The organism is Nocardia jiangxiensis NBRC 101359, from assembly GCF_000308615.1.
In the GTDB taxonomy this organism is placed as follows: domain Bacteria; phylum Actinomycetota; class Actinomycetes; order Mycobacteriales; family Mycobacteriaceae; genus Nocardia; species Nocardia jiangxiensis.
Map to the genome: position 1 here is coordinate 85,953 of NZ_BAGB01000173.1, position 26,061 is coordinate 112,013.

A 26,061-nucleotide genomic window follows, 5' to 3' on the forward strand; every position below is an offset into this window, starting at 1 on the left:
TGCGCCGCGATCATGTATTTCGGTGACGTGGATTTCGGAGGTCGGATGATGGCATCGACACGGCGGATCGGTTCGCCGGACGCGAAGAACCGGACGGTGCTGCTGGATGCGGCGGAGCAACTCATGCTCGAGGAGGGCTATGCCGCGGTCAGCTCGCGCAATGTCGCCCGTAAGGCGGGATTGAAGTATCAGCTGGTCTATTACTACTTCCGGACCATGGACGATCTGTTCCTCGCGGTGTTCCAGCGGCGCGCCGAGGAGGGCCTGAAACGTCAGGCGACGATTCTGGCGGCGGAGAATCCGTTGCGCGCGTTGTGGGCGTTCGACCTCGAGGCGGCCTCGAGCGGGGCGCTGACGATGGAGTTCGTCGCACTGGCCAACCACCGCAAGGTGATTCGTGAAGCGCTGGTCGACTATTCGCGCCGCTTCCGCGAGGCCGAGATCGATATCGTGCGGACCGTGCTGCGGCGATACCGCATCGATCCGGAGGTGTGGCCCCCGGAGGTGGTGGCCTTCGTGATGGCCGGAGTGTCCCGGACGATGGCGCTGGAAGGTGCGCTCGGCATGACGACCGCGCACGAGGAAACCCTGTCCTTCGTGCGGGAACATCTGGCGCGTCTGGGTGACCCGCCTGCGGAAACGGTTGTGGACGAGTAACTTTCGCGCCTCTCACGTCGGTCCTGGTCAGGGCCGGAAACCTTGACCGCCTTCGCCCGGGTGTGCTAAGCATGTGCTCAGCATTGCTGAGCACATGATTAGCATTCGGGCGCGGAGAGCGCCGATGCTGCCTCTTCACCAGGAGTCCGTCGTGAGCATGTTCGATGAGATCGACTTCTTCACCGACAAATCGATTGTCGAAAACCCCTATCCCTATTTCGAGTCGCTGCGGTCCCGGTGTCCGGTGGCGCGCGAGCCGCACCACGGCGTACTGGCGGTGACCGGGTACGACGCCGCCGTGGAGGTGTATCGCAACCACGGGACCTTCTCCAGCTGTATCGCACCGACCGGGCCGTTCCCGGGCCTGCCGTTCGATCCCGCCGACGGTGACATCGGCGCGTTGATCGAGAAACATCGCGAGGCGTTCCCGCTGCACGAGCACATGGTCACCTTCGACCAGCCGAAGCACACCATGCACCGTGACCTGCTCAAAGCCTTGTTCACGCCGCGCCGGCTGCGGGAGAACGAGGAGTTCATGTGGGTGCAGGCCGATCGCATGCTCGACGAGTTCGTCGAGCAGGGCCGGACCGAATTCCTGCGCAACTACGCGCAGCCCTTCGCGATGCTGGTGATCGCCAATCTGCTGGGCGTACCGGAGGAGGACTACACCGATTTCCGGCGCGCGCTGTCCGACACCACGCCGCCGGGCGCGATCGACGACGAGGTGATGGTCGGCAATCCGCTGGAATTCCTGGCCGAACGTTTCACCGGCTATCTCGCGGAGCGTCGGCGCGATCCGGGCGCAGATGTGTTGTCCGCCTTGGCTTCCGCGCGATTCCCGGACGGTTCGCTGCCGGAGATCGCCGACCTGGTCCATCTTGCCTCGTTCCTGTTCGCCGCCGGACAGGAGACCACCGCCAAGCTGATGACCGCCGGGCTGCGGGTGCTCGCGGAGAACCCGCGGATCCAGCAGGAGTTGCGCGAGGACACCGACCGCATCGGCAGTTTCGTGGAGGAGTGTCTGCGGCTCGAAGCGCCGGTCAAGACCGATTTCCGGCTGGCCTGCCAGGCCACCACGCTGGGCGGTGTCGAGGTTCCGGCGGGCAGCATGGTGATGGTCCTGCCCGGTGCCGCGAACCGGGATCCGTCGCGATTCGACGATCCGGGTGAATTCGTGCTCGATCGTCCCAATGCGCGCGAGCACATCTCGTTCGCCCGCGGCATCCACACCTGTCCGGGAGGTCCGTTGGCGCGCATGGAATCTCGGGTCAGCTTCGAACGGATCCTGCACCGGATGCGCGACATCCGGATCTCGGAGGCCGAACACGGCCCGGCGGATGCGCGCAATTTCCAGTACGAGCCGACCTACGTCCTGCGCGGCCTGAGCTCGTTGCACATCGAATTCACGCCGGCGGACTGAAGTCGCGAGATGACAAGCGAGGAATACCGATGGTCGAGACGAACGGCAGCGAAAGTCCGTCACGCGTGGCAATTGTTACCGGTGCTGCTTCGGGCATCGGTCTGGCGATTGCGCGAAGGCTTGCACAGGAATCGCACCGGGTAGCACTGTTCGATCTGAGCGCGGAGGCCGCACAGAAGGCGGCGGCCGAACTGGTCGCGGATGGTCTGCAGGCGGTCGCCTACCAGGTGGACGTCGCGGACGCCGACTCCGTCGAGGCGGCGGTTCGCTTGGTGCGCAAGGATTTCGGGCCGGTGCAGATCGTGGTCACCAGTGCCGGAGTGGAGGAGTACACGGCATTCGAGGAGATCACCCGGGAGCAGTGGAATCGCATTCTGGCGGTGAATCTGAACGGGACGTTCTCCTGTATTCAGGCTGCGGTTCCCGACATGGTCTCGGCAGGCTGGGGCCGTATCGTGACGATCTCCTCGTCCAGTGCGCAATCCGGGGCCAAGAATATGGCGCACTACGTCGCTTCCAAGGGCGGCGTGATCGGCCTGACGAAGGCGCTTGCGGCCGAGCTGTCGCCGAAAGGCATTACGGTCAACAGCATTCCGCCCTCGATCATCGATACGCCGATGGCGCAGCAGGCCACCCAGGCGGGATTCTTTCCCGGTGTGGAGGTCATCGCGCCGATGACACCGGTACGGCGGGTGGGCACGCCCGAGGATGTGGCGGCCGCATGCGCCTACTTGTGTTCCGACAGTGCGGGTTTCGTCACCGGTCAGCTGATCGGTGTCAACGGCGGTCTGTACATCTGAACGGTCGGAGCATTGGCGGACCGGTATTCGGAGGAAGTCATGGAGATACACATCGATCAGCACCGGTGCGAGGGTCACGCACTGTGCGCGAGTATCGCGCCGACCGTATTCGAGGTCGGTGCGGACGATCTGTCCACCGTCGTGGATCCGAATCCACCCGATGACATCGAGCCGAAGGTTCGCATGGCGGTGGATGCCTGTCCGACACTGGCGATTTCGCTCGGAGGGTCGCGATCATGAGAGTGTGTTCCGGGCGCGGGAGCGAGTGAGCAGTGTCCATCCTGTTCGAGCCCGACGGGCGGGGCCCCTCGGCGCTGCGCCTGCTGCTCAGCGGCGTCTGTTTTCTCCTCGTCGTCGCCGGGATCGCCACGGCGATGGTCGCGGTCTCGCGCGGTGCGTTCCGCCGGACGGTGCCGATCACCGCCGTGCTGGCCGACGTCGGCGACGGGCTGCCCGCCAAATCGGATGTGAAGTACCTGGGTGTTCGGGTCGGGCTGGTGACCGGGGTCTCGCCGGCGCCCGAACCGGGGATGAACTACGTGCACATCCGGCTCGATCCGCGATACTCCGGGCAGATCCCGCGCTCGGTGACCGCTCGCGTGGTGCCGAGCAATGTCTTCGCGGTGCCCTCGATCCAGTTGCTCTACAACGGATCCGCCCCCGCGGTGACCGGCAACGCGCTGATTCGGCAGGATCACAGCCAGGAGACCGTGCGGTTGCAGACCTCGCTGGATCAGCTGCGCCGGATCCTGGACGCGGTGGGTCGGGACCGGACCGATACCGCCGTCGGAATGCTGGCGACCCTGGCCGAGGCCACCTCTGGGCGAGGCGCGTCGCTCGCGGATGCGGGTGCGCAGCTGCGCCGGATCGTCGTCGAGCTGAACAAGGTGGTATCGGTCCAGGCCGCGCCGTCCACACTGGACGCGCTCTCGACGTCGTTGCGCGAGGTGCAGGCGACCGCGCCGGAGCTGCTCGATACGCTGCACCACACCATCGGGCCGATGCTGACCGTCGCCCGAGAGCGCGAGCAGCTGACCGATCTGCTCACCGGCGGGGTACACACCTTCGATACGATCGGAAATACTCTGGGGCACAATACCGATCGCCTGATCTCCATCACCACCCACTTGTCGCCCGCGCTGGATGTGCTGGGCGACGGGGCGAGCCACTTTCCGCAGATCAGCAGTTCGGTCATCCGGATGAGCGGCAAATTCAACCAGACCTTCGATCCGCGCGTCCAGCGGGTGACCGCGAAGGTGATCGTGCAGCTGACCCCGAACCGGCAGTACACGCGGGCCGACTGCCCCCGCTACGGCACTCTGGCCGGGACCAGCTGTTCGACCGCGCCGGAGATCGCCGCTGCGCCGGGGCCGATGCCGAATCTGCTGCGACCCGGTGAATTTCGGCCCGTGGATCTGTCGGTGACCGATATCGGTCCGGTCGGCAGTGCGGCGGAACAGCAGCAGATCGCCGACATACTGGGCGGGACGCCCAATGCCGCCGCCGACATTCTGTTCGGACCGTTGGCGCGTGGGGCGACTGTGGCGGTGGCCGCGGATCCGAGCGGAGGCGCGCGGTGAGCTACCGACGATCTCTGCTGGTGCTGGTCGTATTCGTCGTGGTGTCGGTGCTGTTGTCCTGGACCGTCATCGTCACGCTCGAACGTGGGGTGAGCGGTGCCACGACGAAGTACTCGGCCATGTTCACCGATGTCTCGGGGTTGAGTACCGGGGACGACGTCCGAATGGCCGGTGTACGGGTCGGCCGAGTGGGTTCGATCGAACTGGACGGCGATCTGGCCCGGGTCGGATTCGAAATCCAGCGTGATCAAACACTTTTCGGCACCACGGTGGTCTCGGTGACGTATCAGAATCTCATCGGTCAGCGGTATCTCGGTCTGTCCCGGGGCACGCACGGCTCCCCGGCGGCACTGCGTGCGGGAGCGGTCATCCCGGTGCGGAACACCGAGCCGTCCTTCGACATCTCCAAGCTGCTGAAGGGATTCGAGCCGCTGTTCGGGACATTGGACCGCAGCGCGATCGACAACATCACCCAGGCTCTGATCACCGCATTGCAGGGCGACAACGGAGCGCTCACCGCGCTGGTCGCCGAGACCACCGAACTCGCGCAGTCCTTCGCCGGTCCGGATCAGGTCCTGGGACAGGTGATCACGAACCTCACCACGATCGTGAACGGCCTGGCCGCTCGCAGCGGCGATCTCGGCACCGTCATCGATCAGACCCGCGCGATATTCGAAGGGCTGCAACGGAACAAGGATGCACTGCTCGGGTCGGTGGATCATCTCTCGGGGACGGTCGAGCGCGTGGCGCGGATCGCCGACGCCGATCAGCCCGCACTCGATGCTTTCCTGAAGCGGAATCCCGGGTTCGCGCAACATCTTCTGGACAACAAATACAAGTTCGGTGTCATGGGGTTCAACCTTCCGTTCATTCTCAAAGGGCTGGCGCGCATCACTCAGGAGGGTGGTTATGCGGATGCGGACATCTGCGATGTGACCTTCTCGCTGGCTCCGGGCATGTCACCGTTGATTCCGGGGATCCTCGCCGCACTGACTCCGGGTGGAGTCGTCCAGCACACGGCCAAGTGCAGGTGAGCCGGATGCCACGACTGTTCGGCGAGTTGCGGAAGAGACTGCCGCACTGCGCAATCCGTTGGCGCGGGAAGCCGCTCGAGGAGTACAACCGGGTATCGCTCGGCCTGCTCGCGCTCGGTGGGCTGATCGTCGCGATCGTGATCGCGCTGACGGTCAATTCGATGAATTTCGGGGACAAGGATGTGGAAGTCGATTTCGCGCAGGCGGCGCAGTTGGGGGCGGGGGATCGGGTGACCATCGCCGGTGTGCCGGTCGGGCATGTCACGACGATCCGATTGACCGACGGTCATGTGGCGGTGCGGTTGAGCGTCCATCACTCGGTGCGCCTCGGCCCGGATACCACGGCCGCGATCAAACTCACGACCCTGCTGGGCAACCGATATGTCGAACTCGACCCGGCAGGTTCGGGCAACTCTGACCGAATTCCTATGCAGCACAGTAGTGTTCCGTATGATCTGGAATCCGCGCTCGCTGACGCAACCACGACCTTCGGTCAGGTGGACGCCGACCAGGTGGCCAAGGCGCTGACCGATCTGTCCGGCCGGTTGAACGGCCTGCCCGAACTGATTCCGTCGGTGATGCAGAATGTCCGAACGCTGTCGACCGTCATCGCCGAACGACGCGGGCAGATCGGTGCGCTGCTGGCCTCCACGAGCAAGTTGACCGGCGTGATCAACAGTCAGCGAACGGATCTGGGAGCCCTGTTCGATCAGGGCGGCGATCTGCTGCGCGAACTGCTGACCCGCAAACAGGCGATCGAATCCATGGTCGCCGCCACCACCACGCTGGTGGACCGGCTCGCCCCGCTCGCGGTCCGGGACAAGCCCGAAATCGTTGCGCTGCTGGGGAATTTGCGGGAGATCACCGCCATGCTGAGCCGGCACGACGATCTGCTGCGCAATATCCTGCAGGTCCTGCCGGTGCCCTGGCAGTCCTGGGCGAATCTGACCGGCACCGGACCGGAACTGGATGCGACCGCCTCCTCCGGCGCATTCCTCGACTCGTTCATGTGCGCGCTGGTGGGCCGCGCACCGCAGGTGCACATCTCCCCGTACTCGCAGGAGTGCCGATGAGCGCGGGTATGCCCCGGTGGGTGAAGATCGCCGTCCTCGTCGCGGTCGCCGCGATCCTCGGTGTGGCGAGCGTGCCGTTGACCCAGTTGGGCAGTGGAACCATCACGGTGGCTGCACAATTCGCCGATGCCGCGGGTCTGTACACCGGAAATCCGGTGGAGGTGCTCGGCATCCGGATCGGAAAGATCGAGAGCATCACGCAGCGAGGCGATTTCGTCGAGGTCAGGATGAGCCTGGATCGGGCGATCCGGATTCCTGCGGATGCGAAAGCGGTGACGGTCTCGGATTCGGTGCTGACCGATCGGCACATCGAATTCACGCCCGCCTATCGCACCGGCCCGGTGCTGGGCGATGGAGCGGTGCTGTCCCTCGATCGGACGCGCACGCCGGTCGAATTCGACAGCCTGCTGTCCACGGCGGACAGCCTGTCCCGCTCGCTCGGGGGAGACGGCAAAGGTAATGGGCCCCTGGCGAATATGGTCGATCTCGGCGCATCGGTGACCACACACAACGGCGGGGATATCAAGGCCGCCCTGGACGAGCTGTCCCGGGCGTTGCGCATGGGCGACGACGGCGGTGCGGCGACCAGGAACGCCATCACCGAGATCGTGAACGATCTGAATGCACTGACCACCACCGCCGCCGACAATGACGGGAAGGTCCGCGCATTCGCCGCCGCCGTGCACCGGATGAGCGAGATGCTCGCGGATCTGAACCTGGGATCGGGGGACACGGGCGCGAAACTCGACCAGATCATCACGCAGACAGCGGATCTCATGCAGCGTGAACGCGCTACGGTGTCCGGGACCGCGACCGGTGCGAATGTGCTGGTGCGGAGTCTGGCGGACTATCAGCGCAATATCGGGCAGTTCCTGGATCTGTTCCCGCTCGTCACCGACAACGCGTACAACGCGATCGATCAGCAGGCCGGCGCCGGGCGCGTGCACGTGAACGTCGACAAGATCGCTCTGGACGGCCAGATGGTGAAACAGGTGTGCAATCTGCTCCAGCTGAAACAGTTGGGGTGCGCCACCGGGAAGGCGTCCGATATGGGCCCGGATTTCGGAGTGACGGCGATGCTGGCCGGAATTGCGGGTGTGCGGAAATGACGGCGAAGGTTATGCGGACAGTGCGTCGCGGCGTGACAGCGGCCGCAGTGGTCGGTGCGCTCACGACGACGGCATGTTCGGCCGGACTGGATTCGCTGCCGCTGCCGGCGCCGTCGGTCGGAGCACACACGTACACGATCACCGCCGAGTTCGCCAATGCGCTGAACCTCCCGACCAAGGCGAAGGTGAAGTTGCAGGGCGCGGATATCGGCGAGGTGGAGGCGATGAATGCGCACGATTTCACCGCCGTGGTCTCCCTGCGAATCCGCTCGGGCGTAGAACTTCCCGTCGGCACCACCGCTGAATTGCGTTCGGCCACACCGATGGGCGATGTATTCGTGGCATTGACCACGCCCGCCGCGGCGGGATCGGCACTGCTGCACGACGGTTCGGTCATCCCGGAACCCGCCACGTCGGATGCGGCGACGATCGAGGCCGTGCTGAGCCGGGCAGCCCTGCTGGTGAATGGCGGCGCGGTCCGCGATCTGGCGAAGGTCGTCAACGGGCTCGGTGCGGATCTCGACGGTCGCGGAAATCGCCTGGCGGACTTGATTGCCCAGACCTCGACGCTGGTTCGGACGTTGTCACAGCGATCCGATCAGATCCAGGCGGCGATCCGCGACACCGGAACGCTGACCGATACGATCGCCGCACAGCAGTCCACGGTGAATGCGGCGGTGGCCGCCGCGGGGCCCGCGGTGCAGGCCGTGGGCAGCAATACGCAGAACATCGTCGATCTCGCGGCCCGATTGAGTCGCATCGCCGGGGAGCTCCAGAGATTCCCGTCGGTGAACGGAACCGGAAAACGCAGTCTCATCACGGATATGAACAATCTGTCGGCCGGTTTGAACGCCGCGGCCGAGCAGCCGGGACTGGATCTCAACGTCCTGAACGCGTCGATCGGGATCGTCGGCGGCAAGGTGGCCTCCTCCACCGGCGCGGGCGCGGATGCCGACGTCACGAAGATCGCGGCCGGTGTGGTGCCCGATCCCAACTTCCCCGGAAATCCGGACGCCCGGATTCCGGACGGGACCGATTGGGCGAACTTCGTCGGCTCGTTGGCATATACGTTGCAGCGCTTGCACGATCGGGTGATCGGACCCGGACGATGAACGCCGCGCCGGCTATCCGAGGGCAGCGGGCGACGGACGTGCTCGGTGCGGTCGTGTCGTACCTTTCCGGCCATCGGCTGACCGTCTCGTGGATCGCACTGGTGCTGACGACGGTGCTGGGGGCGAGTTATCTGATTTTCGGGTCGCTGCAGGCAGATCCGTTCCGGTCGACGTATCTGGTTCGCGTCCGGTTCGCCGAATCGGGTGGGCTGCAACCGAATCGGGATGTCACCGTGCGCGGGGTGCGGGTCGGGGTGGTGAAATCGGTGGATATCGCCGACGGCGTCGTCGTGGCGGTGGCCGCGATCGACGCTTCGGCGAAGATACCCGCCGACAGCACGGCCCGGGTGGCCGCGCTCTCGCCCGCCGGTGAGCAGTATCTGGACTTCGTGCCACGGACCTCGACCGGACCGTATCTGGCCGATGGCGCGACCGTCGGCGTGGACCGGACCTCTGCGCCGGTGACGCTGGCGAAGCTGCTCGGCGATATGAACGGCGCTGTCGTGCAACTGGATCCGGCGAAACTCGCCTCGATCGTGCAGGAGCTGGGCGGCAGTCCGCAGGCCCCGGAGAAGCTGGCCGCGATCATCCAGGGTGGCACCTTCCTGATCACGACGCTGGGTTCGGTTCTGCCGCAGACGGTCAGCCTGTTGCGTAACAGCGAAATCGTGCTGTCGACGGTTCGTGATCTGTCTCCGGGCCTGGCCGCGACGGCTGCCGATCTGGATCGGACCGCCGCGGGCGTGGACAAGATGACCGGCGGATACCGAACTCTGGTCACCGAAAGCCCGCGGGCTCTTCATGCGATGGATCAGATCATCGCCGACAATTCGCCGACGATGGTGCAGTTGCTCGGGAATCTCGGCACTGTCGCGCAGATGTCGTATCTGCACGTACCGGCGATGCGGGAGTTCTTCTTCCCGAAGCAACGTCCGGGTTCGGCGGTGGACGCGCTGGCCGGGGCGTTTCACGACAACGCGGTGTGGGCGCTGGTGAATCTGTACCCCCGCAAACAGTGCGATTACAACCTGCCCCGCAAGCCCATCACCGTGCCGAATTATCCGGAGCCGTATCTGTACACCTATTGCACGGATCCGGATCCGAGTGTGGTAGTGCGTGGCGCGCGCAATGCGCCGCAGCCGCCCGGTGACGATACGGCTCATCCGCCGCCCGGGGTGAATCCGCTCGCGACCACCGACCCGACACCGCAGGGCAGATGGTCGATTCCCACGCCGTACGGCGGCGTGCCCGAGCCGTACATACCGCCCAAATGATCAGCTCGGCAACGTATTTCAGGAGTAGACCGATGTCGACAGCACAGTTGGAGTCGGAGGTCCCGGGGACCGATCCCGATTCGACGGTCACCGAGAAGTCCGAGAACGACGAGCCGGAGAGCGTTCGATCCGATGACGCCCGATCACAGGGCGACAGACTCGGGGACGACGACCGGAAGGACGGCGAAGCCGGATCGGACGAGACCGTATCCGACCTCGGAAAGCGCAGCGCGAGAAGGTGGTTCGTGCGTGCCGCCGCCGCACTGATCATCGTCATCGCGATCGTGTCCTCGGTGTTCGCCGGAATTTTCGGCTGGAAACTACGGCAACGCGACGAGGTCGATTCGGCGGCCCAGCAAGCACTGTCCACCGCGCAGACCTATGCCGTGACGCTCACCAGTATCGATTCCCAGCACATCGATGACGACTACACCCACGTCCTGGACGGGGCCACCGGGGATTTCAAGAATATGTACGCGCAGTCGAGCAGCCAGCTGAAGAAGATGCTGATCGATAACAAGGCCCGCAGTGTCGGCAAGGTCGTGGACGCGAGCGTGCAGAGCGCGTCCGGAGATCAGGTCGTGGTCATGCTGTTCGTCGATCAGGAGATCACCAACGCGGTGAGTCCCGATCCGCGGATGGATCGGAGCCGGATCATCATGACGATGCGATCGGTCGCAGGCCGGTGGCTGGCCGCGAAGGTGGAGATGGCCTGATGACGATCACGGCAACGGATATCAGAGGCTGGGGACGCGGCTATCTGCGTCGTCACCCCATCGCCTCGCTCGATACCGTCGGCTCTCAATTCGTTCTGGGTGTTCGTGCGGTGCAATACCTGATCTCGGATATCGCAACCGGGCGGTTCGTATTCCGGGAGTTCGTGCAGCAGGCCGCATTCATGGTGAAAACCTCGTATGTGCCGACCATCGCGGTCGCATTGCCGATCAGCGCGACGCTGTCCATCCAGTTCGGGCTGATCGCCGGACAGGTCGGCGCGAGTTCGCTCGCGGGTGCGGCGAGCGGGCTGGCCGTCATCCGGCAGGCCGCACCGGTCGTGACGGCGATGCTGCTGGCCGCGGCGGTGGGGTCGGCCATCTGCGCGGATCTCGGGTCTCGCACGATTCGCGAGGAGATCGACGCCATGACCGTGATGGGCGTGGAGGTCATCCATCGGCTCGTGGTGCCGCGGGTGGCGGCCGGTGTGGTGGTCGCGGTGGGGCTGACCGGATTGAGCGCCTTCGTCGGATTCATCGCCGGATATCTGTTCGACGTCTACGTGCAGGGCGGGACGCCGGGCAGTTTCGTGGCCACCTTCTCCTCCTTCGCCACGATCGGGGACATGTATCTGGCGGTGGTGAAATCGGTCGTCTTCGGGCTCATCGTGACGGTGGTCGCGTGTCAGAAGGGGCTCAGTACCAAGGGCGGTCCGAGTGGTGTGGCGGATTCGGTCAACGCTGCCGTCGTGGCCTCGATCGTGCTGCTCATGGTGGTGAATGTGGGCTTCACCGAGATCTACACTCTGCTGTTTCCGCGAGAGGCGCTGTAGCGATGGCGGCACCGTATTATCCGATCGGCCTCGGTGGTCTCGTGCGGATCAGTGCCGCACCGTTGCGGCTGGTCATGCGTTTCGGGCATATGGGGCGTTTCTTCGTTCGCGCCATCTTTTCGATACCTGTGGTGCTGCGGCACTATCGCAATGAATTCCTGCGCCTGGTCTCGGTCGTGGCCTGGGGGAACGGGTCGTTCATCGTGGGCGGCGGGACCGCCGGAATCATCATCGTGCTCGGCGCCAGCGCGGGCGCGCTGGTCGGCATCGAGGGATACAGCGCGTTGAAACTGCTGGGTCTGGGCCCGGCGACCGGGCTGATCTCCGCGACGGCCTCGACCCGGGAACTGGCCCCGATCATGGCCTCGATCGCCTTCGCCTCACAGGCCGGATGCCGCTTCACCGCGCAACTCGGCGCGATGCGCATCTCCGAGGAGATCGACGCGATGGAAACGCTGGCCATCCGATCCATCCCGTATCTGGTCACCACCCGGCTGATGGCGGCGGTGGCGGCCATCGTCCCGCTGTATCTGGTGTGTCTGGCGATGAACTTCCTCGCCGTCCAGATCGCCATCGGCGTCGCGGGCAGCCGGACGCCGGGCACCTACGAGCACTATTTCCGGATGGTGCTCAGTGGCTCCGATATCGCGTACTCGCTGGTGAAAGCCGTTGTGTTCGTGGTGATCACGACGACCATCCAGTGTTATTACGGGTATTACTCCAGCGGTGGGCCGGAAGGTGTCGGGGTGGCTGCCGGTCGGGCGATGCGCGCGAGTATCACGGTCATGATCTGCGTGAATCTCCTTCTGACGCTGGCACTCTGGGGATTCGATTCGGGCGCGCGGCTCAGCGGCTAGGGAGCGGTGAAAGTTACCTCGGGGCTATCGCGCAGAATCGTCTGTGCCCGCACGATTCGGGACGGGCCGAGAGTGTGGAAGGAGCAGCCGATGAGTTCGCGCGTATTGAGTCAGTGGGAGGAGATCACCGCCGCCGATCCGACGCATTCGGTGCGGTACGCGGAGCGGTTCCGGAATCTGGCGGCCGAGGGGCAGGACATCTTCGGCGAGGCACGCATGGTCGATGCGATGCTGGAGCGCGGTTCGCGGGTGCTCGATGCCGGCTGCGGGGCCGGACGGTTGGGTGGCTATCTGCATCGGGCCGGACACGAGGTGGTGGGCGTCGACGTCGACCCCGTACTGATCGAAGCCGCCGAACTCGACTTCCCGGGCCCGCGCTGGCTGGTCGGTGATCTGGCCCAGCTCGACCTGCCCGAACAGGGGATCGCCACGAAATTCGACGTGGTGCTGTGCGCGGGCAACGTGATGGGCTTCGTCGCCGTTTCCACGCGACGTGATGTGCTGGCCGGATTCGCCCGCCACACCGCCCCGGACGGTCGAGTGGTCGTCGGATTCGGCAGCGGCCGCGGATACGACTTCGACGAATTCCTCGCCGACGCCGAATCGGTGGGCCTGCACGCCGACGTACTCCTGTCCACCTGGGACCTGCGCCCGTTCACCCCGCGATCCGATTTCCTGGTGGCGGTGTTCTCCCGGACCGCCTGAGCGCGCGAACACCGGCTCGCACATTCTGTGGCGAGCCACAAAAGTCCCGGGCGTCGCCTACACCCAGATCGTGACCAGGCTGGACGAATTGGTGATCCCCTACACCAGCGGCATTGTGGCGGAACCGAATTCCACGAACATCACGGTGCAGGACCAGTGCCCTCAGGATCTGGCCGACCACCTGGCCCTCGCCTCGGACCCCGTCGCGGCCCGCGACGTGCTCAACACACTCGACCCGGCCCACGCGGCACCCGTGACGTGCAGTCTGGTGCTACCAGCGGTCGGCGCGATCCCCGGCGGATCGTCGTAGCACCGATCTCGGTGACAACCTCGTTCTCGCCTGGTCTACGCGGCGGGTCGGAGCTGCTCGGTCGCTGTTTTGCGGATGTCGACGTGCGATTGCCGACGGCTCTCGGAACGGATTCGTCTTCGCGGCCGATTCCTTTCGACGATGGCGGTGGTCTACATGGTGAGAGGGAAACGGCCCGTGCCGGATCGCCCTCTCACACGTGTCGAACGAAAGGGCCGATCGCCGATGAGTATTCCCACGACCATGCGTGCGCTGCAGCAGACCTCCTCGGACGGACCGCAGGATATGCGGCTGATCAACGATGCGCAGGTGCCGAGTCCCGGTCGGGGTGAGGTGTTGATCCGGGTTGCTGCGGCGGGGGTCAACTTTCGAGATGTGATGCAGGCCCACGGGACGTCGCCCGGCGGACCGGAGCCGTCGTATGTCGCAGGGTTCGAGGCCGCGGGTGAGATCGTCGCGGTCGGGGAGGAAGTGAGCGGTCTGCGATCGGGTGACCATGTCGCCGGTGTCGGTGCGGGCGCATTCGCCGAGTACATGGTTCTGCCCGCGGTCGCGGTGATGCCGGTGCCGTCCGGCTGGACGGATCGCCAAGCGCTGGGGCTGGTCGTGAACTGGCCTACCGCGCTGGCCGCGCTCGTGCCGCTCGGCAGGATCACCGCGGGACAGACCGTGCTGATCCACGCGGCGGCGGGCGGCACCGGACAGGCCGCGGTGCGGATGGCCAAGCATTACGGTGCGACGGTCATCGCGACCGCCTCACCGGACAAACACGAGTCCGTTCTGGCGCTGGGGGCCGACCACGTATTGGACTCTCGTGGTGGTGATCTCGCTGCCGAAGTGCGAATGCTGAACGGTGGTTGCGGCGTCGATCTGGTGCTCGAATCGGCGGGCGGGGCCATGTTCGCCGAAAGTCTCGCGGCGGCCGAGCTGGTCACCGGACGTGTCGTCGTCTACGGGCTGGCAGGCGGCGAAGTCCCGATCACCAACCGGGAGTTGGTATATCGGCATCAGGTCCACGTCGTCGGGCTCGATATCGGTGTGCTGATGCAGGCCGCACCGGCGATCTTCGGGGAGGTGATGGGTGAGCTGTCCGCGCTGATCGCGGCCGGTGTGCTGACCCCCGTCGAGCCCGCGGTGTACGACCTGGCCGATGGACCGAAGGCACTCGCGGAACTGGAATCCAGGGCGACGGTCGGCAAACTCGCCCTCGTGCCCTGAGTACTAGGCTTTCGCCGGTGACATCGCATCCGCAGGCGGATCGAGACCGGTTCACCGCCGAAACCCGGCAGTTTCGGCGTGAGCTGTTGGCGCACTGCTACCGGATGGCGGGTTCGGCGCAGGACGCCGAGGATCTGGTGCAGGAGACGTACCTTCGCGCGTGGCGCGCCTATGCGGGTTTCGAGCGGCGTTCCTCGGTGCGGTCCTGGCTCTACAAGATCGCCACCAACGTCTGCCTGACGGCCTTGGAACCACGCTCGATCCATGTCCTGCCCTCCGGCCTGTCCGGTCCGTGTGACGCGGTCGATCGACCCCCGAACCTCCTTGGGCCGGGCGAGGTTTCGTGGCTGGAACCGATTCCGGAGGCTTGGCTGACCCCCACCGCCGACGATCCGGCCGCGGTGGTGATCGCGCGCGAGTCGCTCCGGTTGGCGCTCATCGCGGGCTTGCAACACCTGCCCGCGCGACAGCGCGCGATTCTCGTCCTGCGTGAGGTACTGGCGTTCTCCGCCGCCGAAACCGCCGAAATCCTCGACACCACCACCGCCGCGGTGAAAAGCGGCCTCCAACGCGCCCGCAGCCGCCTGAACGACCTGGACCCGAACCGCGAAACTCTGCTCGAACCAACCGATCCACGAGCCCGCGCCCTGCTCGACGGTTACATCGCCGCCTTCGAACACTCCGATGCCCGCATGCTCGAACAGGTCCTCCGTGCCGACGCCACCCTCGAGGCGACCCCGTTCGCCGACTGGCAATCCGGCCGCCGCAGCTGCATCCACATGCTCGCCACCTACGTCCTGGGCGCCCCCGGCGACTGGCGCATGCTCCCCACCACCGCCAACGGCCACCCCGCCGCGGTCGTCTACCGCCGCTGCACCGACGGTTCCCTCCGGCCCGACGGCGTCGTCGTCCTGATCGCCACTCCCACAGGCGTTTCCCGCGTGCTCAAATTCCACGACCCGGCCCTGGTCACGACATTCGGCTTCCCGGCGGCGATTCGGGGCGGGTGATTCGGTCTCAGATTCGCTGATCGGGCTCGAGGCGGACGGTGGACAGGTCCGGGAAGACCTGGATGGCTTCGAGGGCGGCGGCGAATTCGGCGTGTTTGATCGGGTCGTCCAGGGCGATGCCGAGGCGTTCCTCCACGCGGCGCATGCGGTAGCGGACGGTGTTCTCGTGGCAGTAGAGGATGCGTCCGGCCTCAGCGGCCGAACCGTGGGCGCCGATCCAGGCTTGTGCGGTGGACAGCAGGGTGCTGCGGTCCTCGTCGGGCAATGCCAGGATCTCGCCGAGGACGCGTCGGACGAAGCGGCGGGTCGTATCCGGATGGCTGAGTACGAGTTCGCCCAGTGGGGTGTCGGGTAGTTGTTTCATCCCGGTGGATCCGGCGGGCATCGTCTCCAGCGCGATGCTGGCGAATCTCGCGCCTCGGGAGGTCCGGTCCAGGCAGGTGTACTCCGGACTCACGCCGACTCGGGAGGTGGCGGTGGTGGAGATCAGTTCGAGCAGGCCCTCGGTGGTGTGGCGGCGGTTGCGGTGCACGATGCCGATCTCGCGATCCGGTTGCGAGCGCCACGCGGATCGGATGTCGCGCAGCGACAGGTGGTCCTCCAGATGCGGCAGGGCGTGGCCATCGGTCGGCGGGGTTTCGGCCACGACCACCAGGAACGCGCCTTCGAAGGGCATATCCAGCAGTTGCGCGATCTCCCACGGGGTCTGGTGGTCGCCGAGGGTGCCATCGATGAGCCCGGCGACCAGTGCCGAACGGCGTCGGTCCAGGGCCACTGCCTGTTTGGTCTTCTCCCTGCGGTAGCTCTCGGTCACGGCGGTGGAGAATTCGTCGCTGAGCACCCAGAGTTCGGAGACCATATCGGTCAGCGCGGTGACGGCGCGCTCGTCGCGTTCCCGGGCGGCGGTGAGCATCCAGTTCCAGAAGCAGACGAATCCGAGCCGGAAGGCCCGCAGCACCTCCGGCAGCGCGATGTCCTGCGCCGCGCGCTCCTGACCGGTGCGTCGAGCGGCGCTGATATCGGCCTCCTGGCCGAACTCGAGGAAATTCAGGATGCCCTCGAGGTTGCTGCGCGCGGATCGTCGCAGCAGGGCTGTGGGAACAGCCGCTTCGTCCCGGTACATCTCGATGCTGTCCCGGATCATCACGACGAGTTCGGTGGCGACTTCGTCGAGTCGCCGTCGTTCTGATTCCAGCAGATCCCGAAGGTCCGGATGCGGTTCACGGCGACGCACCCACGCGATGTTACCGGGCCGTTCACCGGAGACCCGGATCCTGCCGACGGCGCTGAGCAATCGGCGAGCGTTCTCGTGTGCGGGCCGTCGAGGCGGGCTTGTCGGCACCGACAAAATACGGCGGATCGAGTTTGTCGGCGTCGATATGGGGTTCGGCGGCGCGGTCCGCGAGAATTGAACTCGCACGCGGAGATCGGTAGAGCATTGAGCCGCCCGGCCGGTCTCCGCAGGCAATGGATTATGTGGTTCGTGCCCTCGAAACGTGTTCGCGTTCCACGGTACTGGCGGAATCGGTGATGGCCGGGCCCTCTATCCGAGGGGCTCGGCCATCACGGTTTCGGGGGGCAGGATCGGCTCGGGTCAGGTCGGCGGATTCTCGTAGGCGCGCAGGAAGGTGTCGACCGCGGCGTCGGCGAGTGTGCGCAGCTCGGCGAGAGCGAGTTTGCGGGTACCCGCCCGGGAGCGGATCTGCAGCGGCCCGGTGAGCAGGGCGAGGAACTGTTCGGCCGCCGTGGCCGGATCGGCCGATCGCAGGCGACCGGCGAGCATCAGATGAGCCATTCGATCACCGATCGCCTCGGTGACCCTGCCGGACGTTCGATCCTGCACGATCTCGAGCAGATCCGGAAAGACCGGCATCTGCGCGCTGGTCAACGAGCGAAGGGACCGGGACCGGTCTCCCGCACAGATCTTCAGCAGCCGAAGTGCCGAATCATTCAGTGCCGCAAGCAGATCCGGAACCGGATCGCGCAACGGCGCGATGGCGTCGACGCATTGCGCGCCGACCGCGTCGGCAACGGTTTCGATGGCGTGCCGGAACAGGGTCTCCTTGTCGGTGAGATGGTTGTAGACCGTCGGTTTGGCGACTCCCGCCTCATCGGCGATCTCCTGTACGCACGCCTGGCTGTAGCCGCGGCGCGCGAAGACCGCGAAGGCCCCGTCGAGGATGGCCTGCCGCTTATCGATCCGGCCGTGTGCGCCCGCAGCTTTCGTCACTCCCACAGATTATCGGCCGGTGCAAAGCCTTGAACTGACTGGTGCAGCCCAGCTATGTTCTCAATCGGTTCACAAAAGTGAACCGGCAAGTTCAATACAGGAGATCGTCATGATCGTTCACATGCTGCGCTTCGGATTCCGCGACGAGACCAGCGAGGAGCAGAAGGCCCAGGTTCTGGCCCTGATGCGGCGCACCTCGACCGTCGCATCCGTATCGTTCTCGGCCGTCGGCCAACACCTCGGCGATCCCACGGAGGGCTACACCCACGGCTACTGCGTCGGCATCGCCGACATCGCGGCCCTCGAGCGATACATGTACGACCCGGTCCACCTCGCCGGCGATCCGGACATCATCCCGCACCTGTCCCGCCTGGCCATCGGCCCCGACGTCTCCGACGACCTCGACCCCGACCTGGCCGCGAAGATCATGGCCGTGCACGACCGCAAACTCGCCGACTACCCCGAATGGGCCGAACTGATGAAAACCATCCCGGACTTCCGAATCGCCTGATTTCGAGTGGCCACTGGGCGGGAGGTCTCGCCAAAGTAGAACGTGTTCCTATAACGTCGGGGTGTGCAGAAAGAACAACGCCCTGCAGTGGCAGATTGGTTCACTGCGGACGACGGTGTGGTGCGTCTCGTGGGAAGTCGGTGCGGGGTGTGTGGCACGCCGTACTTCCCGCGGAACACGCTGGCCTGCCGGAATCCGCAGTGTGCAAGTCCGAAGGACGGCTCCGAGCTGGCCGAATACCTGTTCTCCACGCGCGGCCGGATCTGGTCGTACGCCGATGCGCGGTACAAGCCGCCCGCGCCGTACGTCTCGCCCGATCCGTTCGAGCCCTACGTCGTCGCGGCGGTGGAACTCGAGGTCGAGCAGATGGTGATCCTCGGACAGGTGGTGCGCGGGCTGACCGTGGACGACCTGGCCGTCGGCATGCCGGTCGAGTTGACCCTCGGCGTGCTGTACGAGGACGAGGAAGCGGAGCACACGGTGTGGATGTGGAGGCCGGTCGATGCCTGATACGAACAATCGCGACATCGCCGTCCTCGGTGCGGGTATGCACCAGTGGGGCAAATGGGGCCGCAATTTCGTCGAGTACGGGCTGGTCGCGGCGCGTGCGGCCTTGGCGGACGCCGGGGTGGACCACCGCGACGTCGGGTATATCGCGGGCGCGGACACCATCCGCAACGGCTATCCGGGTTTCGTGTCCGGCGCGACCTTCGCGCAGGCGCTGGGCTGGTCGGGTGCGCGGATCTCCAGCAGCTACGCCGCCTGCGCCTCCGGTGCACAGGCCATCGCCAACGCACGCGCCCAGATTCTGGCCGGACTGACCGACGTCGCGCTGGTGGTCGGTGCGGATGCCGCCCCGAAGGGCTTCTTCCAGCCGGTCGGCGGGGAACGCCGCGACGATCCGGACTGGTTGCGCTTCCACCTGCTCGGGGCCACCAACCCGATCTATTTCGCGCTGTACGCCCGTCGCCGGATGGCGCTGCACGGCGCCACGCTCGACGACTTCGCCGCGGTCAAGGTGAAGAACGCCCGCCACGGCCTGAACAACCCGTACGCCCGCTACCGCAAGGAGGTCGCGGCCGAGGAGGTCGCGGCCTCGGCGGTCGTATCGGATCCGCTTCGGCTGCTGGACATCTGCGCGACCAGCGACGGCGGCGCGGCCCTGGTGCTGACCTCGATGGAGTTCGCGCGTCGCCACGGCATCACCGATCCGGTCCGTATCCGAGGCTTGTCGACGGTGACGCCGACATTCCCGAAAACCGTTCTCGACCTGCCGGATTTCGCGACCGACTCCGCCGTGGCGTTCGACGCGCCGCCGCGCGCATTCCGCGCGGCGATCGCGGACGCCGCGTACGAGGAGGCCGGTCTCGGGCCCGACGAGTTGTCCTTCGCGGAGGTCTACGACCTGTCCACCGCACTGGAACTCGACTGGTACGAGGACATCGGGCTGTGTGAGGTCGGCGGCGCCGAAGAGTTGTTGCGCAGTGGGGCAACGACTTTGGGCGGTCGCGTGCCGGTGAACCCCAGTGGTGGACTGGCCAGCTTCGGCGAGGCGATTCCCGCGCAGGCGATCGCGCAGATCTGCGAGCTCACCTGGCAGTTGCGTGGTCAGGCCGACGGGCGTCAGGTGGAGAACGCTCGGGCGGGCATCGCGGTTAACCAGGGGCTGTTCGGCCACGGTTCGGCGATCATCGCCACGCGCTGATCCGCAGCGGACACACCGAAAACCCGGGCCCTGCCCGGGTTTTCGGTGTGTCCGCGGCGAGAACGGCACCGTCGCGGCCGGATACGGGGGAGGTATGCGTAATATGTCGCATGTCCGTGGGGAAGTCCGGTGCGAATCCGGCGCTGTCCCGCAACTGTGAGGCTCTCCGAGCCGAGCCAGATACCTGCGGACGGCAGTACCGGGACGGTCACGATCACGTGGATATGGTCGATGCGCCGAGAGAATCACCGCAGGTGGTTCGTCTTGTGCATGTTTTCCTCGCGTGAAGTGCCAGACGCGATGGGAGTCGGACATGCGGTCGAGATTGAGTCGGCGAGATCTCCTGCTGGGCAGTGCGATTGCCGCGGGAGCGTTGGCTGCGGGCTGCGGGACCAGGTCCGGCGCCGCGAGCACCGACACGTTCACCGCCGCCTTCCAGGGCTCCGGCGCGGCCGAGAGCATCGATCCGGGTGTGGCCTCGCTGTTCATCGACGAAGCGCGGATGAAGACGGTCTACGACGGACTGTTCGAGATCGACCACACGATGGCCCCGATACCGCGTCTGGCCGCGTCGAGTGAGCCGAATGCCGACGGCACCCGATGGCGGATCGCCTTGCGCGATACGCACTGGCACGACGGGAAGAAGTTCACCTCCCGAGATGTGCTGTACACCTTGGCGCGAGTGCTCGGTCCGCCGCAGAAATCGCCGTTCATCGCCGCGGCCACCCTTGCGCAGGTGGATCTGTCGCAGTGCCGGGCCGTGGACGACCGGACCGTCGAAATCGCGCTGCGCACATCGTCGTTCGAATTTCCGCTGGCGTTGTCGGCGTACGGCACCAAGATCGTCCAGGACGGGGCGACCGACTTCTCGAAACCGGTGGGTACCGGCCCGTTCGTCTTCGAATCCTTCGAGGCGGGTAGGCAGTTCACCGCTCGGGTCAACGAGAAGTACTGGGACGGTGCGCCCGCCATCCACCATCTGCGGCTGGTCAGCGCGGATGCGGACGCGCGTCTGTCGGCGGTGCAGAGCGGTCAGATCGACTACGCCGACAATCTGACCCCGTCCGCGGCGCGGGTACTGCGGGGCCGGGCGGGAATCTCGGTTCGGTCGACGCCGAACAGCGGCATCTATTTCTTCGCCATGAAGACCGATCGCCCGCCCTTCGACAACCCGGACGTGCGCCGCGCCGTGATGCGCATGGTCGATCGCGACGAACTGGTGAAGGTCGCGCTCGAAGGGGACGGTGAGGTCACCAACGACGTCTTCGGCGAGGGGTATCAGTACTATGCCGAACTGCCTCAGCACACCTACGACCCCGACGAGGCGGGCCGTCTGCTGAGCCGGGCGGGTGCGCGTGATCTGTCCTTCGATCTGTTCACCGCGCCGGTGGATTTCGGATTCGTCGAAGCGGCAAGACTTTTCGCTGATCAGGCCGCGAAATGCGGTGTCCGGGCGAACGTGGTCATCGGGTCCAAGGACAGTTATTACGCCGACGCGTTGAAGACCGGTCAGCTCACGATGGGCCAGTCGGGCCCGTTGGCGATTCCGAACCATTTCGCCTCGCGGCTGCTGACCGCGGCCCCGCAGAATCGCACGAAATGGTCCGATCCCGAATTCGACGCGCTGTACGCCAAGGCCCAGGCGACGCCGACCGCGGCGGCGCGTGCGGCGATCTACCGCACGATGCACGAAATCCTCCACGACCGAGGCGGATTCGTCTTCTTCGGCAGCACCCACTGGAACACCGCCGCCCGCGAGGGTTTCCGCGATACTCCTGCCGCGGTGCCCAATTCGCACGAGTGGGCCCGCTTCGACGAGGTGACGGCGTGATGGCCGGGGAGTTGGACGCGGCGCGGGCGCAGTACTGGGTCGATCGCTGGGATCGGCAGCAGGAGTTCTACATGCCCGATCGTGAGCAGCGTTTCGAGGTGATCGGTGACGTCCTCGCCGAACTGCTCGGCCGCGTCGATCCGTTGATCGTGGATCTCGGCGTGGGACCGGGCACGCTGTCCGCGCGGCTGCTGAACCGGTTCCCGCATGCGCGCATCGTCGGCGTCGACGCGGACCCGCTGTTGCTGGGACTGGCTGATGCCACGCTCGGTGGCGACCGCTTCCGGACGGTGAAAGCCGATCTGCGCGAACCGAATTGGTTCGACACCCGGAAACTGGACCGGGCTCCGGACGCGTTCGTGAGCACCACCGCACTGCACTGGATGAACCGGGAGCCGCTGCGCGCGCTGATCGAAACCTGCGCGGTGGCGCTCCCGGCGGGCGGGCTGTTCCTCGATGGTGATCATCTCTACGAGGGTGCGCACGCGCCCCGCCTCGACGGACTGGGCAAGGCGCTGACCGCGCATCGTGCGCGCCGCACGGCGACGGCCGCGAACGAGGACTGGGCCGCGTGGTGGGATGCGGTGGACCGGGCGCCCGAACTCGCCGAGCTGGTTCGATTGCGGGCGGGTGGATTCGAGCACAAGGTGCACGATCGGCCGAGCGTGCACGACTATCTCGCCTTCGCCGCGGCCGCCGGATTCGCCGAGGCGGGAACCGTGTGGCAGTACGGCGACGACCGCATCGTGGTCGCGATCCGGTGACCGCTCGCTTCGTACTGCGGCGCGCTGCGATCGGGGTTGGGCAGGTGGTCGTACTGCTGGTGTCGGTGTTCGTGCTGTCGCTGCTACTGCCCGGTGATGCCGCGGACGTGCGCAGCAACGACATCCTCGGCGCGGATCAGCGCGCCGAGGCCCGGCATCTGCTGGGGCTGGATGTCGCACCGGCGCAACGCTTTGCACACTGGCTCGGACATGCGGTGACCGGTGATTTCGGCGTGTCCTACGCCAGCGGACAGGAGGTCGGGAGTCTGATCGCGGAGCCGTTCCTGATGACCGGTCTGGTGGCCGTGCTGGCGTTGGCGCTGCTGGTGCCCGTCGCGGTGACGGCCGGTTTCGCCGCGGGGCTGCGACCGGGTTCGGTGCGCGACCGGGTGATCACCTCGGTCAGCATCGCCCTGGATTCGATACCGGATTTCGTGCTGGCGGTGCTGCTGGTGACCTCTGTGGCGGTGGATCTGCGGCTGCTGCCCGCGACCTTTCTGGGCGCCGATCCGCAGACGGTGCTGGCGCGGCCGGAATATCTGGTGCTGCCGTTGATCGTGATGGTCGCCCGGGTGGCCGCACCGCTGGTGCGGCTGGTGCGATCCGGTGTCGTGGACGTGATGGACCAGCCGTATGTGCAGCAGGCGCGGCGGCTCGGGGTCGGGCGCGGATCGCTGCTGGTCCGGCACGTCGCACCGAATGCGCTCGGACCGGCATTGCAGGAGTTGGGCCGCACCGGTGACGGACTGCTCTCGGGTGTGCTGATCGTGGAGGCCGTGTTCGTCATGCCCGGGGTCGCCTCACAGTTGATCGGGGCGATCGGCAATCGGGACGATCCGGTGATTCTGGCGATCGTGCTGATCACGGGTGTGCTCGCGATAGTGGTCAACCTGGGGATCGATCTGCTGGGTGGCCGGATGGTTCCGCGCTCGCGCGAAGGCGTCGGGGCATGACCGCGCGGCGGTGGTTCGCGCTGACGCTGGTGGCTGTTCCGCTGGTGATCGCCGTGGCCGGGCCCGCGCTCGCCGGATCCGCACCGCGTGAGCGGCAGGCGCCGTTCGGTCCGTCGTCGTGGTCGCCACTGGGCACCGACCGGCTCGGCCGCGACGTGCTCGCCACGGCTCTGGTCGGTGGGCACACCTTTCTGCTAGTCGCAGCGTTGACCGTAATCGGTTCCTACACTGTGGGATTCGTGCTCGGCGTGGCTGCCGCGGCGGCTCCGCGCGCCTGGCTCGACGAGTTGCTGATGCGGCCGATGGACGTCCTGCTGTGCCTGCCCTCGCTGCTGATCATCATGGTGGCCGCGCTGCGCACCCGTGGGTCGGCCGTGGCGATCGCCGTGGCGATCGGCATCGCGCTGGTCGCGCCGATCGCCCGTTTCGTGCGCATGGCCGCGCGTCCGGTCGTGCACGGTCCGGTGATGGACGCGCTACGGATGCAGGGCGAGAGTCGTCGCTACCGGTACGCGAATTATGCTGCGCGCGAGATGATCCGGCCGATCGCCGCCGATCTCGGGGTGCGGTTCACCGCGGCGGTCTACTTCCTGGCGTCGGCGAACTTCCTGGGGCTCGGATTCGACACCACCTCGACCGACTGGGCGGTCTCGGTCGCGGCGAACAAGGACGCGCTGACCATCGCGCCGTGGTCGATCGCGCTGCCCGCCGGGTTGATCGTGCTGTTGCTGATCGGCGTCAATCTGCTGTGTGATGATCTGCTCGCCGATCCGCGCACGGTCGCGGTGCGCGATGCGCGGCGGCGGGTGAGCCGAGATGGATGAGGTTGGCGGGGTGCTTGTTTCGCTTCGTGGCGTGCGGGTGTGCGCCGGGGACGCCGTGCTTGTCGACGATATCGATCTCGAGGTGCGCGCGGGGGAGATCCTCACCCTGTTCGGGCCGTCGGGAGCCGGGAAGACGACCATCGCCTGTGTGCTGGCCGGTATCGAGCGGCCCGGGATCACGGTGTCCGGGGAGGTTCGGCACGGCGACGCCGAGCCGCGGATCGGGTTGCTGCCACAGCATGCCGCGGCGACCCTGAACCCGGCCCGCCGCATCGGCGCCGCGCTGGGCGAGCTGGCGCAGCTGCATCACGTTCGGCCGGGGCGGTGGCGGGATCGCCGGGAGGTGCGCAGAAAGCGTGTCGCACAAGCACTCTCGGCCGCGGGCTTCCACGCCGATACGGCGGAACGCATCATGCGCCGGTTCCCGCACGAGTTCTCCGGCGGGGAACGCGCCCGGCTCGCACTGGCCCAGGTGCTGGCCTGCGAACCCGACGTCGTGGTGGTCGACGAGCCGACCGTGGGACTGGACCCGATCGCACGGGCCGCACTCCTGAGCGGACTGGCGGCGCTGCGACGGTCCGGGAAGGCGGTGGTGCTGATCACCCACGACCGGGTCGCCGCACAGCAGATCGGTGACCGGACGGAGTTCGTGCGAGACGGTCGACTGGCCACCGACGAGCCCGCCGCACCGGCCGCGCCGTCACAGCCTGCGCGGCCACCGGCCGGTGAGACGATCCTCCGGATGCGCAATGTGTCTGTGACACTGCGAAATTCGGCCGCCCTCCACGAAGTTGATCTGGAGCTGCGGCGCGGGGAGTTGGTGGGCGTCATCGGCGCCTCGGGTGCGGGTAAGACGACGATCGCGCGCTGCATCGCCGGTCTGGTGCGCCCGAGCACTGGTGAGATCTGCTTGGACGGCGAGCCGATCCCGGTGCTGCGCAAGCGTTCTCGCGCGCAGGTCGCCGCTGTGCAATACGTGTGGCAGGAGTCCGCGGCCTCGTTCGATCCTCGACGCACTGTTCTGGACCAGGTCGCGGCCACCGCCGTACGCCTGCGCGGACTCGACCGGACCAGTGCGCGCGGCGAGGCTGTCGAAGCCCTGAGCGACTTGGAGATCACCGCGGACCAAGCCGCCCGCTACCCGTCCGGACTATCGGGTGGTCAACTCCAACGCGGCGCCCTCGCCCGCGCCCTGCTGGCCCGGCCCCGGGTACTGATCTGCGACGAGATCACCACCGCTCTGGATCACCCACTGGCACAACGCATTCTGGACCACCTCGAGCAGCGCCGCCGCGACACCGGCACCACCGTACTGCTCATCGGTCACGACCTGGTCGGTCAACTGAACCGCGCCGACCGCCTGGCGATGGTCGACGACGGCCGAATCGTCACGACCGGCACCCCGCAGGAATTGCTCGCCGACCCGCAATCTCCGGTGCTCGGCCACCTGCTCGCCGCGGAAGCTCCGGCGTAGGTAACCGCTGATATCAGCCTGGTCGCGGGGTCGAGCTGGAAATGGCGGTGGTGGGTTCGAGAGC

27 protein-coding genes and 1 riboswitch are annotated in these 26,061 nt (G+C 66.4%); of the genes, 25 read left to right on the plus strand and 2 right to left on the minus strand.

What is annotated here, in order from left to right:
• The first annotated feature begins 45 nt into the window (after nt 1–45).
• The 17 genes from ON40_RS45895 (at nt 46) to ON40_RS45975 (ending at nt 15,705) form a co-directional block, all read left to right on the plus strand.
• Nucleotides 46–657, plus strand: coding sequence for a TetR/AcrR family transcriptional regulator (locus tag ON40_RS45895; protein ID WP_306305419.1), 612 nt, complete (start codon nt 46–48; stop codon nt 655–657).
• Between the two features lie 151 nt (nt 658–808).
• Nucleotides 809–2,077, plus strand: a complete 1,269-nt coding sequence (locus tag ON40_RS45900; protein WP_040832354.1) for a cytochrome P450 — start codon at nt 809–811, stop codon at nt 2,075–2,077.
• Nucleotides 2,078–2,106: 29 nt separating this feature from the next.
• Nucleotides 2,107–2,877 (plus strand): SDR family NAD(P)-dependent oxidoreductase, encoded by a 771-nt coding sequence (locus ON40_RS45905; protein ID WP_040832219.1) that lies wholly within the window; start codon nt 2,107–2,109, stop codon nt 2,875–2,877.
• 39 nt (nt 2,878–2,916) lie between these two features.
• Complete coding sequence (locus ON40_RS45910) at nt 2,917–3,117, plus strand: ferredoxin (RefSeq protein ID WP_040832221.1); 201 nt, start codon at nt 2,917–2,919, stop codon at nt 3,115–3,117.
• A gap of 32 nt (nt 3,118–3,149) precedes the next feature.
• The gene (locus ON40_RS45915) at nt 3,150–4,457 is read left to right on the plus strand and encodes an MlaD family protein (RefSeq protein WP_040832223.1); all 1,308 of its coding nucleotides are present in this window, start codon (nt 3,150–3,152) and stop codon (nt 4,455–4,457) included.
• Nucleotides 4,454–5,491: an MCE family protein gene (locus ON40_RS45920; RefSeq protein WP_040832225.1), complete on the plus strand. Its 1,038-nt coding sequence runs from the start codon at nt 4,454–4,456 to the stop codon at nt 5,489–5,491. Before ON40_RS45915 ends, ON40_RS45920 begins: the two co-directional genes overlap by 4 nt.
• 5 nt (nt 5,492–5,496) lie before the next feature.
• A complete protein-coding gene (locus ON40_RS45925) occupies nt 5,497–6,564 on the plus strand; it encodes an MCE family protein (protein WP_051194615.1) in 1,068 nt (355 codons plus the stop codon).
• On the plus strand, nt 6,561–7,673 hold the full coding sequence (locus tag ON40_RS45930; RefSeq protein WP_040832228.1) for an MCE family protein: 1,113 nt from the start codon (nt 6,561–6,563) through the stop codon (nt 7,671–7,673). The genes ON40_RS45925 and ON40_RS45930 overlap by 4 nt, the downstream gene beginning before the upstream one ends.
• On the plus strand, nt 7,670–8,785 hold the full coding sequence (locus tag ON40_RS45935) for an MlaD family protein (RefSeq protein ID WP_063713240.1): 1,116 nt from the start codon (nt 7,670–7,672) through the stop codon (nt 8,783–8,785). The genes ON40_RS45930 and ON40_RS45935 overlap by 4 nt, the downstream gene beginning before the upstream one ends.
• Nucleotides 8,782–10,059, plus strand: coding sequence for an MlaD family protein (locus ON40_RS45940; RefSeq protein WP_051194600.1), 1,278 nt, complete (start codon nt 8,782–8,784; stop codon nt 10,057–10,059). Before ON40_RS45935 ends, ON40_RS45940 begins: the two co-directional genes overlap by 4 nt.
• Nucleotides 10,060–10,091: 32 nt before the next feature.
• Nucleotides 10,092–10,775, plus strand: a complete 684-nt coding sequence (locus ON40_RS45945; RefSeq protein WP_063713241.1) for an Rv1363c family protein — start codon at nt 10,092–10,094, stop codon at nt 10,773–10,775.
• Nucleotides 10,775–11,605, plus strand: coding sequence for an MlaE family ABC transporter permease (locus ON40_RS45950; protein WP_040832232.1), 831 nt, complete (start codon nt 10,775–10,777; stop codon nt 11,603–11,605). The genes ON40_RS45945 and ON40_RS45950 overlap by 1 nt, the downstream gene beginning before the upstream one ends.
• A 2-nt stretch (nt 11,606–11,607) precedes the next feature.
• Complete coding sequence (locus tag ON40_RS45955; RefSeq protein WP_040832234.1) at nt 11,608–12,462, plus strand: ABC transporter permease; 855 nt, start codon at nt 11,608–11,610, stop codon at nt 12,460–12,462.
• Nucleotides 12,463–12,552: 90 nt separating this feature from the next.
• Nucleotides 12,553–13,167 carry a class I SAM-dependent methyltransferase gene (locus ON40_RS45960; protein WP_040832359.1) on the plus strand — a complete coding sequence of 205 codons (615 nt, stop codon included), beginning with the start codon at nt 12,553–12,555 and terminating at the stop codon, nt 13,165–13,167.
• A 70-nt stretch (nt 13,168–13,237) separates the two neighbouring features.
• Nucleotides 13,238–13,477 (plus strand): hypothetical protein, encoded by a 240-nt coding sequence (locus ON40_RS45965; RefSeq protein WP_040832236.1) that lies wholly within the window; start codon nt 13,238–13,240, stop codon nt 13,475–13,477.
• 225 nt (nt 13,478–13,702) lie between these two features.
• Complete coding sequence (locus tag ON40_RS45970) at nt 13,703–14,695, plus strand: NADPH:quinone oxidoreductase family protein (RefSeq protein WP_040832238.1); 993 nt, start codon at nt 13,703–13,705, stop codon at nt 14,693–14,695.
• Between the two features lie 17 nt (nt 14,696–14,712).
• On the plus strand, nt 14,713–15,705 hold the full coding sequence (locus ON40_RS45975; RefSeq protein WP_040832240.1) for an RNA polymerase subunit sigma-70: 993 nt from the start codon (nt 14,713–14,715) through the stop codon (nt 15,703–15,705).
• A gap of 7 nt (nt 15,706–15,712) precedes the next feature.
• Here the strand turns inward: ON40_RS45975 and ON40_RS45980 are convergent, their stop codons facing one another.
• The gene (locus tag ON40_RS45980) at nt 15,713–16,939 is read right to left on the minus strand and encodes a PucR family transcriptional regulator (RefSeq protein ID WP_040832360.1); all 1,227 of its coding nucleotides are present in this window, start codon (nt 16,937–16,939) and stop codon (nt 15,713–15,715) included.
• Between the two features lie 360 nt (nt 16,940–17,299).
• Complete coding sequence (locus tag ON40_RS45985) at nt 17,300–17,935, minus strand: TetR/AcrR family transcriptional regulator (protein WP_083896441.1); 636 nt, start codon at nt 17,933–17,935, stop codon at nt 17,300–17,302.
• Nucleotides 17,936–18,044: 109 nt separating this feature from the next.
• On the opposite strand from ON40_RS45985, the gene ON40_RS45990 reads away from it, so the two are divergent.
• From ON40_RS45990 to ON40_RS46025, 8 genes are all read left to right on the plus strand, one after another.
• Nucleotides 18,045–18,446, plus strand: a complete 402-nt coding sequence (locus tag ON40_RS45990) for a Dabb family protein (RefSeq protein WP_040832244.1) — start codon at nt 18,045–18,047, stop codon at nt 18,444–18,446.
• Between the two features lie 63 nt (nt 18,447–18,509).
• Nucleotides 18,510–18,956 (plus strand): Zn-ribbon domain-containing OB-fold protein, encoded by a 447-nt coding sequence (locus ON40_RS45995; protein WP_444543732.1) that lies wholly within the window; start codon nt 18,510–18,512, stop codon nt 18,954–18,956.
• Nucleotides 18,949–20,151 carry a lipid-transfer protein gene (locus ON40_RS46000; RefSeq protein WP_040832248.1) on the plus strand — a complete coding sequence of 401 codons (1,203 nt, stop codon included), beginning with the start codon at nt 18,949–18,951 and terminating at the stop codon, nt 20,149–20,151. Before ON40_RS45995 ends, ON40_RS46000 begins: the two co-directional genes overlap by 8 nt.
• A 97-nt stretch (nt 20,152–20,248) precedes the next feature.
• Nucleotides 20,249–20,357, plus strand: a riboswitch (cobalamin riboswitch).
• A gap of 107 nt (nt 20,358–20,464) precedes the next feature.
• A complete protein-coding gene (locus ON40_RS46005) occupies nt 20,465–21,982 on the plus strand; it encodes an ABC transporter substrate-binding protein (protein WP_040832250.1) in 1,518 nt (505 codons plus the stop codon).
• Complete coding sequence (locus ON40_RS46010) at nt 21,982–22,746, plus strand: class I SAM-dependent methyltransferase (protein ID WP_040832251.1); 765 nt, start codon at nt 21,982–21,984, stop codon at nt 22,744–22,746. The genes ON40_RS46005 and ON40_RS46010 overlap by 1 nt, the downstream gene beginning before the upstream one ends.
• Nucleotides 22,743–23,699 (plus strand): ABC transporter permease, encoded by a 957-nt coding sequence (locus tag ON40_RS46015; protein WP_040832253.1) that lies wholly within the window; start codon nt 22,743–22,745, stop codon nt 23,697–23,699. The genes ON40_RS46010 and ON40_RS46015 overlap by 4 nt, the downstream gene beginning before the upstream one ends.
• Nucleotides 23,696–24,523: an ABC transporter permease gene (locus ON40_RS46020; protein WP_040832255.1), complete on the plus strand. Its 828-nt coding sequence runs from the start codon at nt 23,696–23,698 to the stop codon at nt 24,521–24,523. Before ON40_RS46015 ends, ON40_RS46020 begins: the two co-directional genes overlap by 4 nt.
• Nucleotides 24,516–25,997, plus strand: coding sequence for an ABC transporter ATP-binding protein (locus tag ON40_RS46025; RefSeq protein WP_040832257.1), 1,482 nt, complete (start codon nt 24,516–24,518; stop codon nt 25,995–25,997). The genes ON40_RS46020 and ON40_RS46025 overlap by 8 nt, the downstream gene beginning before the upstream one ends.
• The last annotated feature ends 64 nt before the right edge of the window (nt 25,998–26,061 follow it).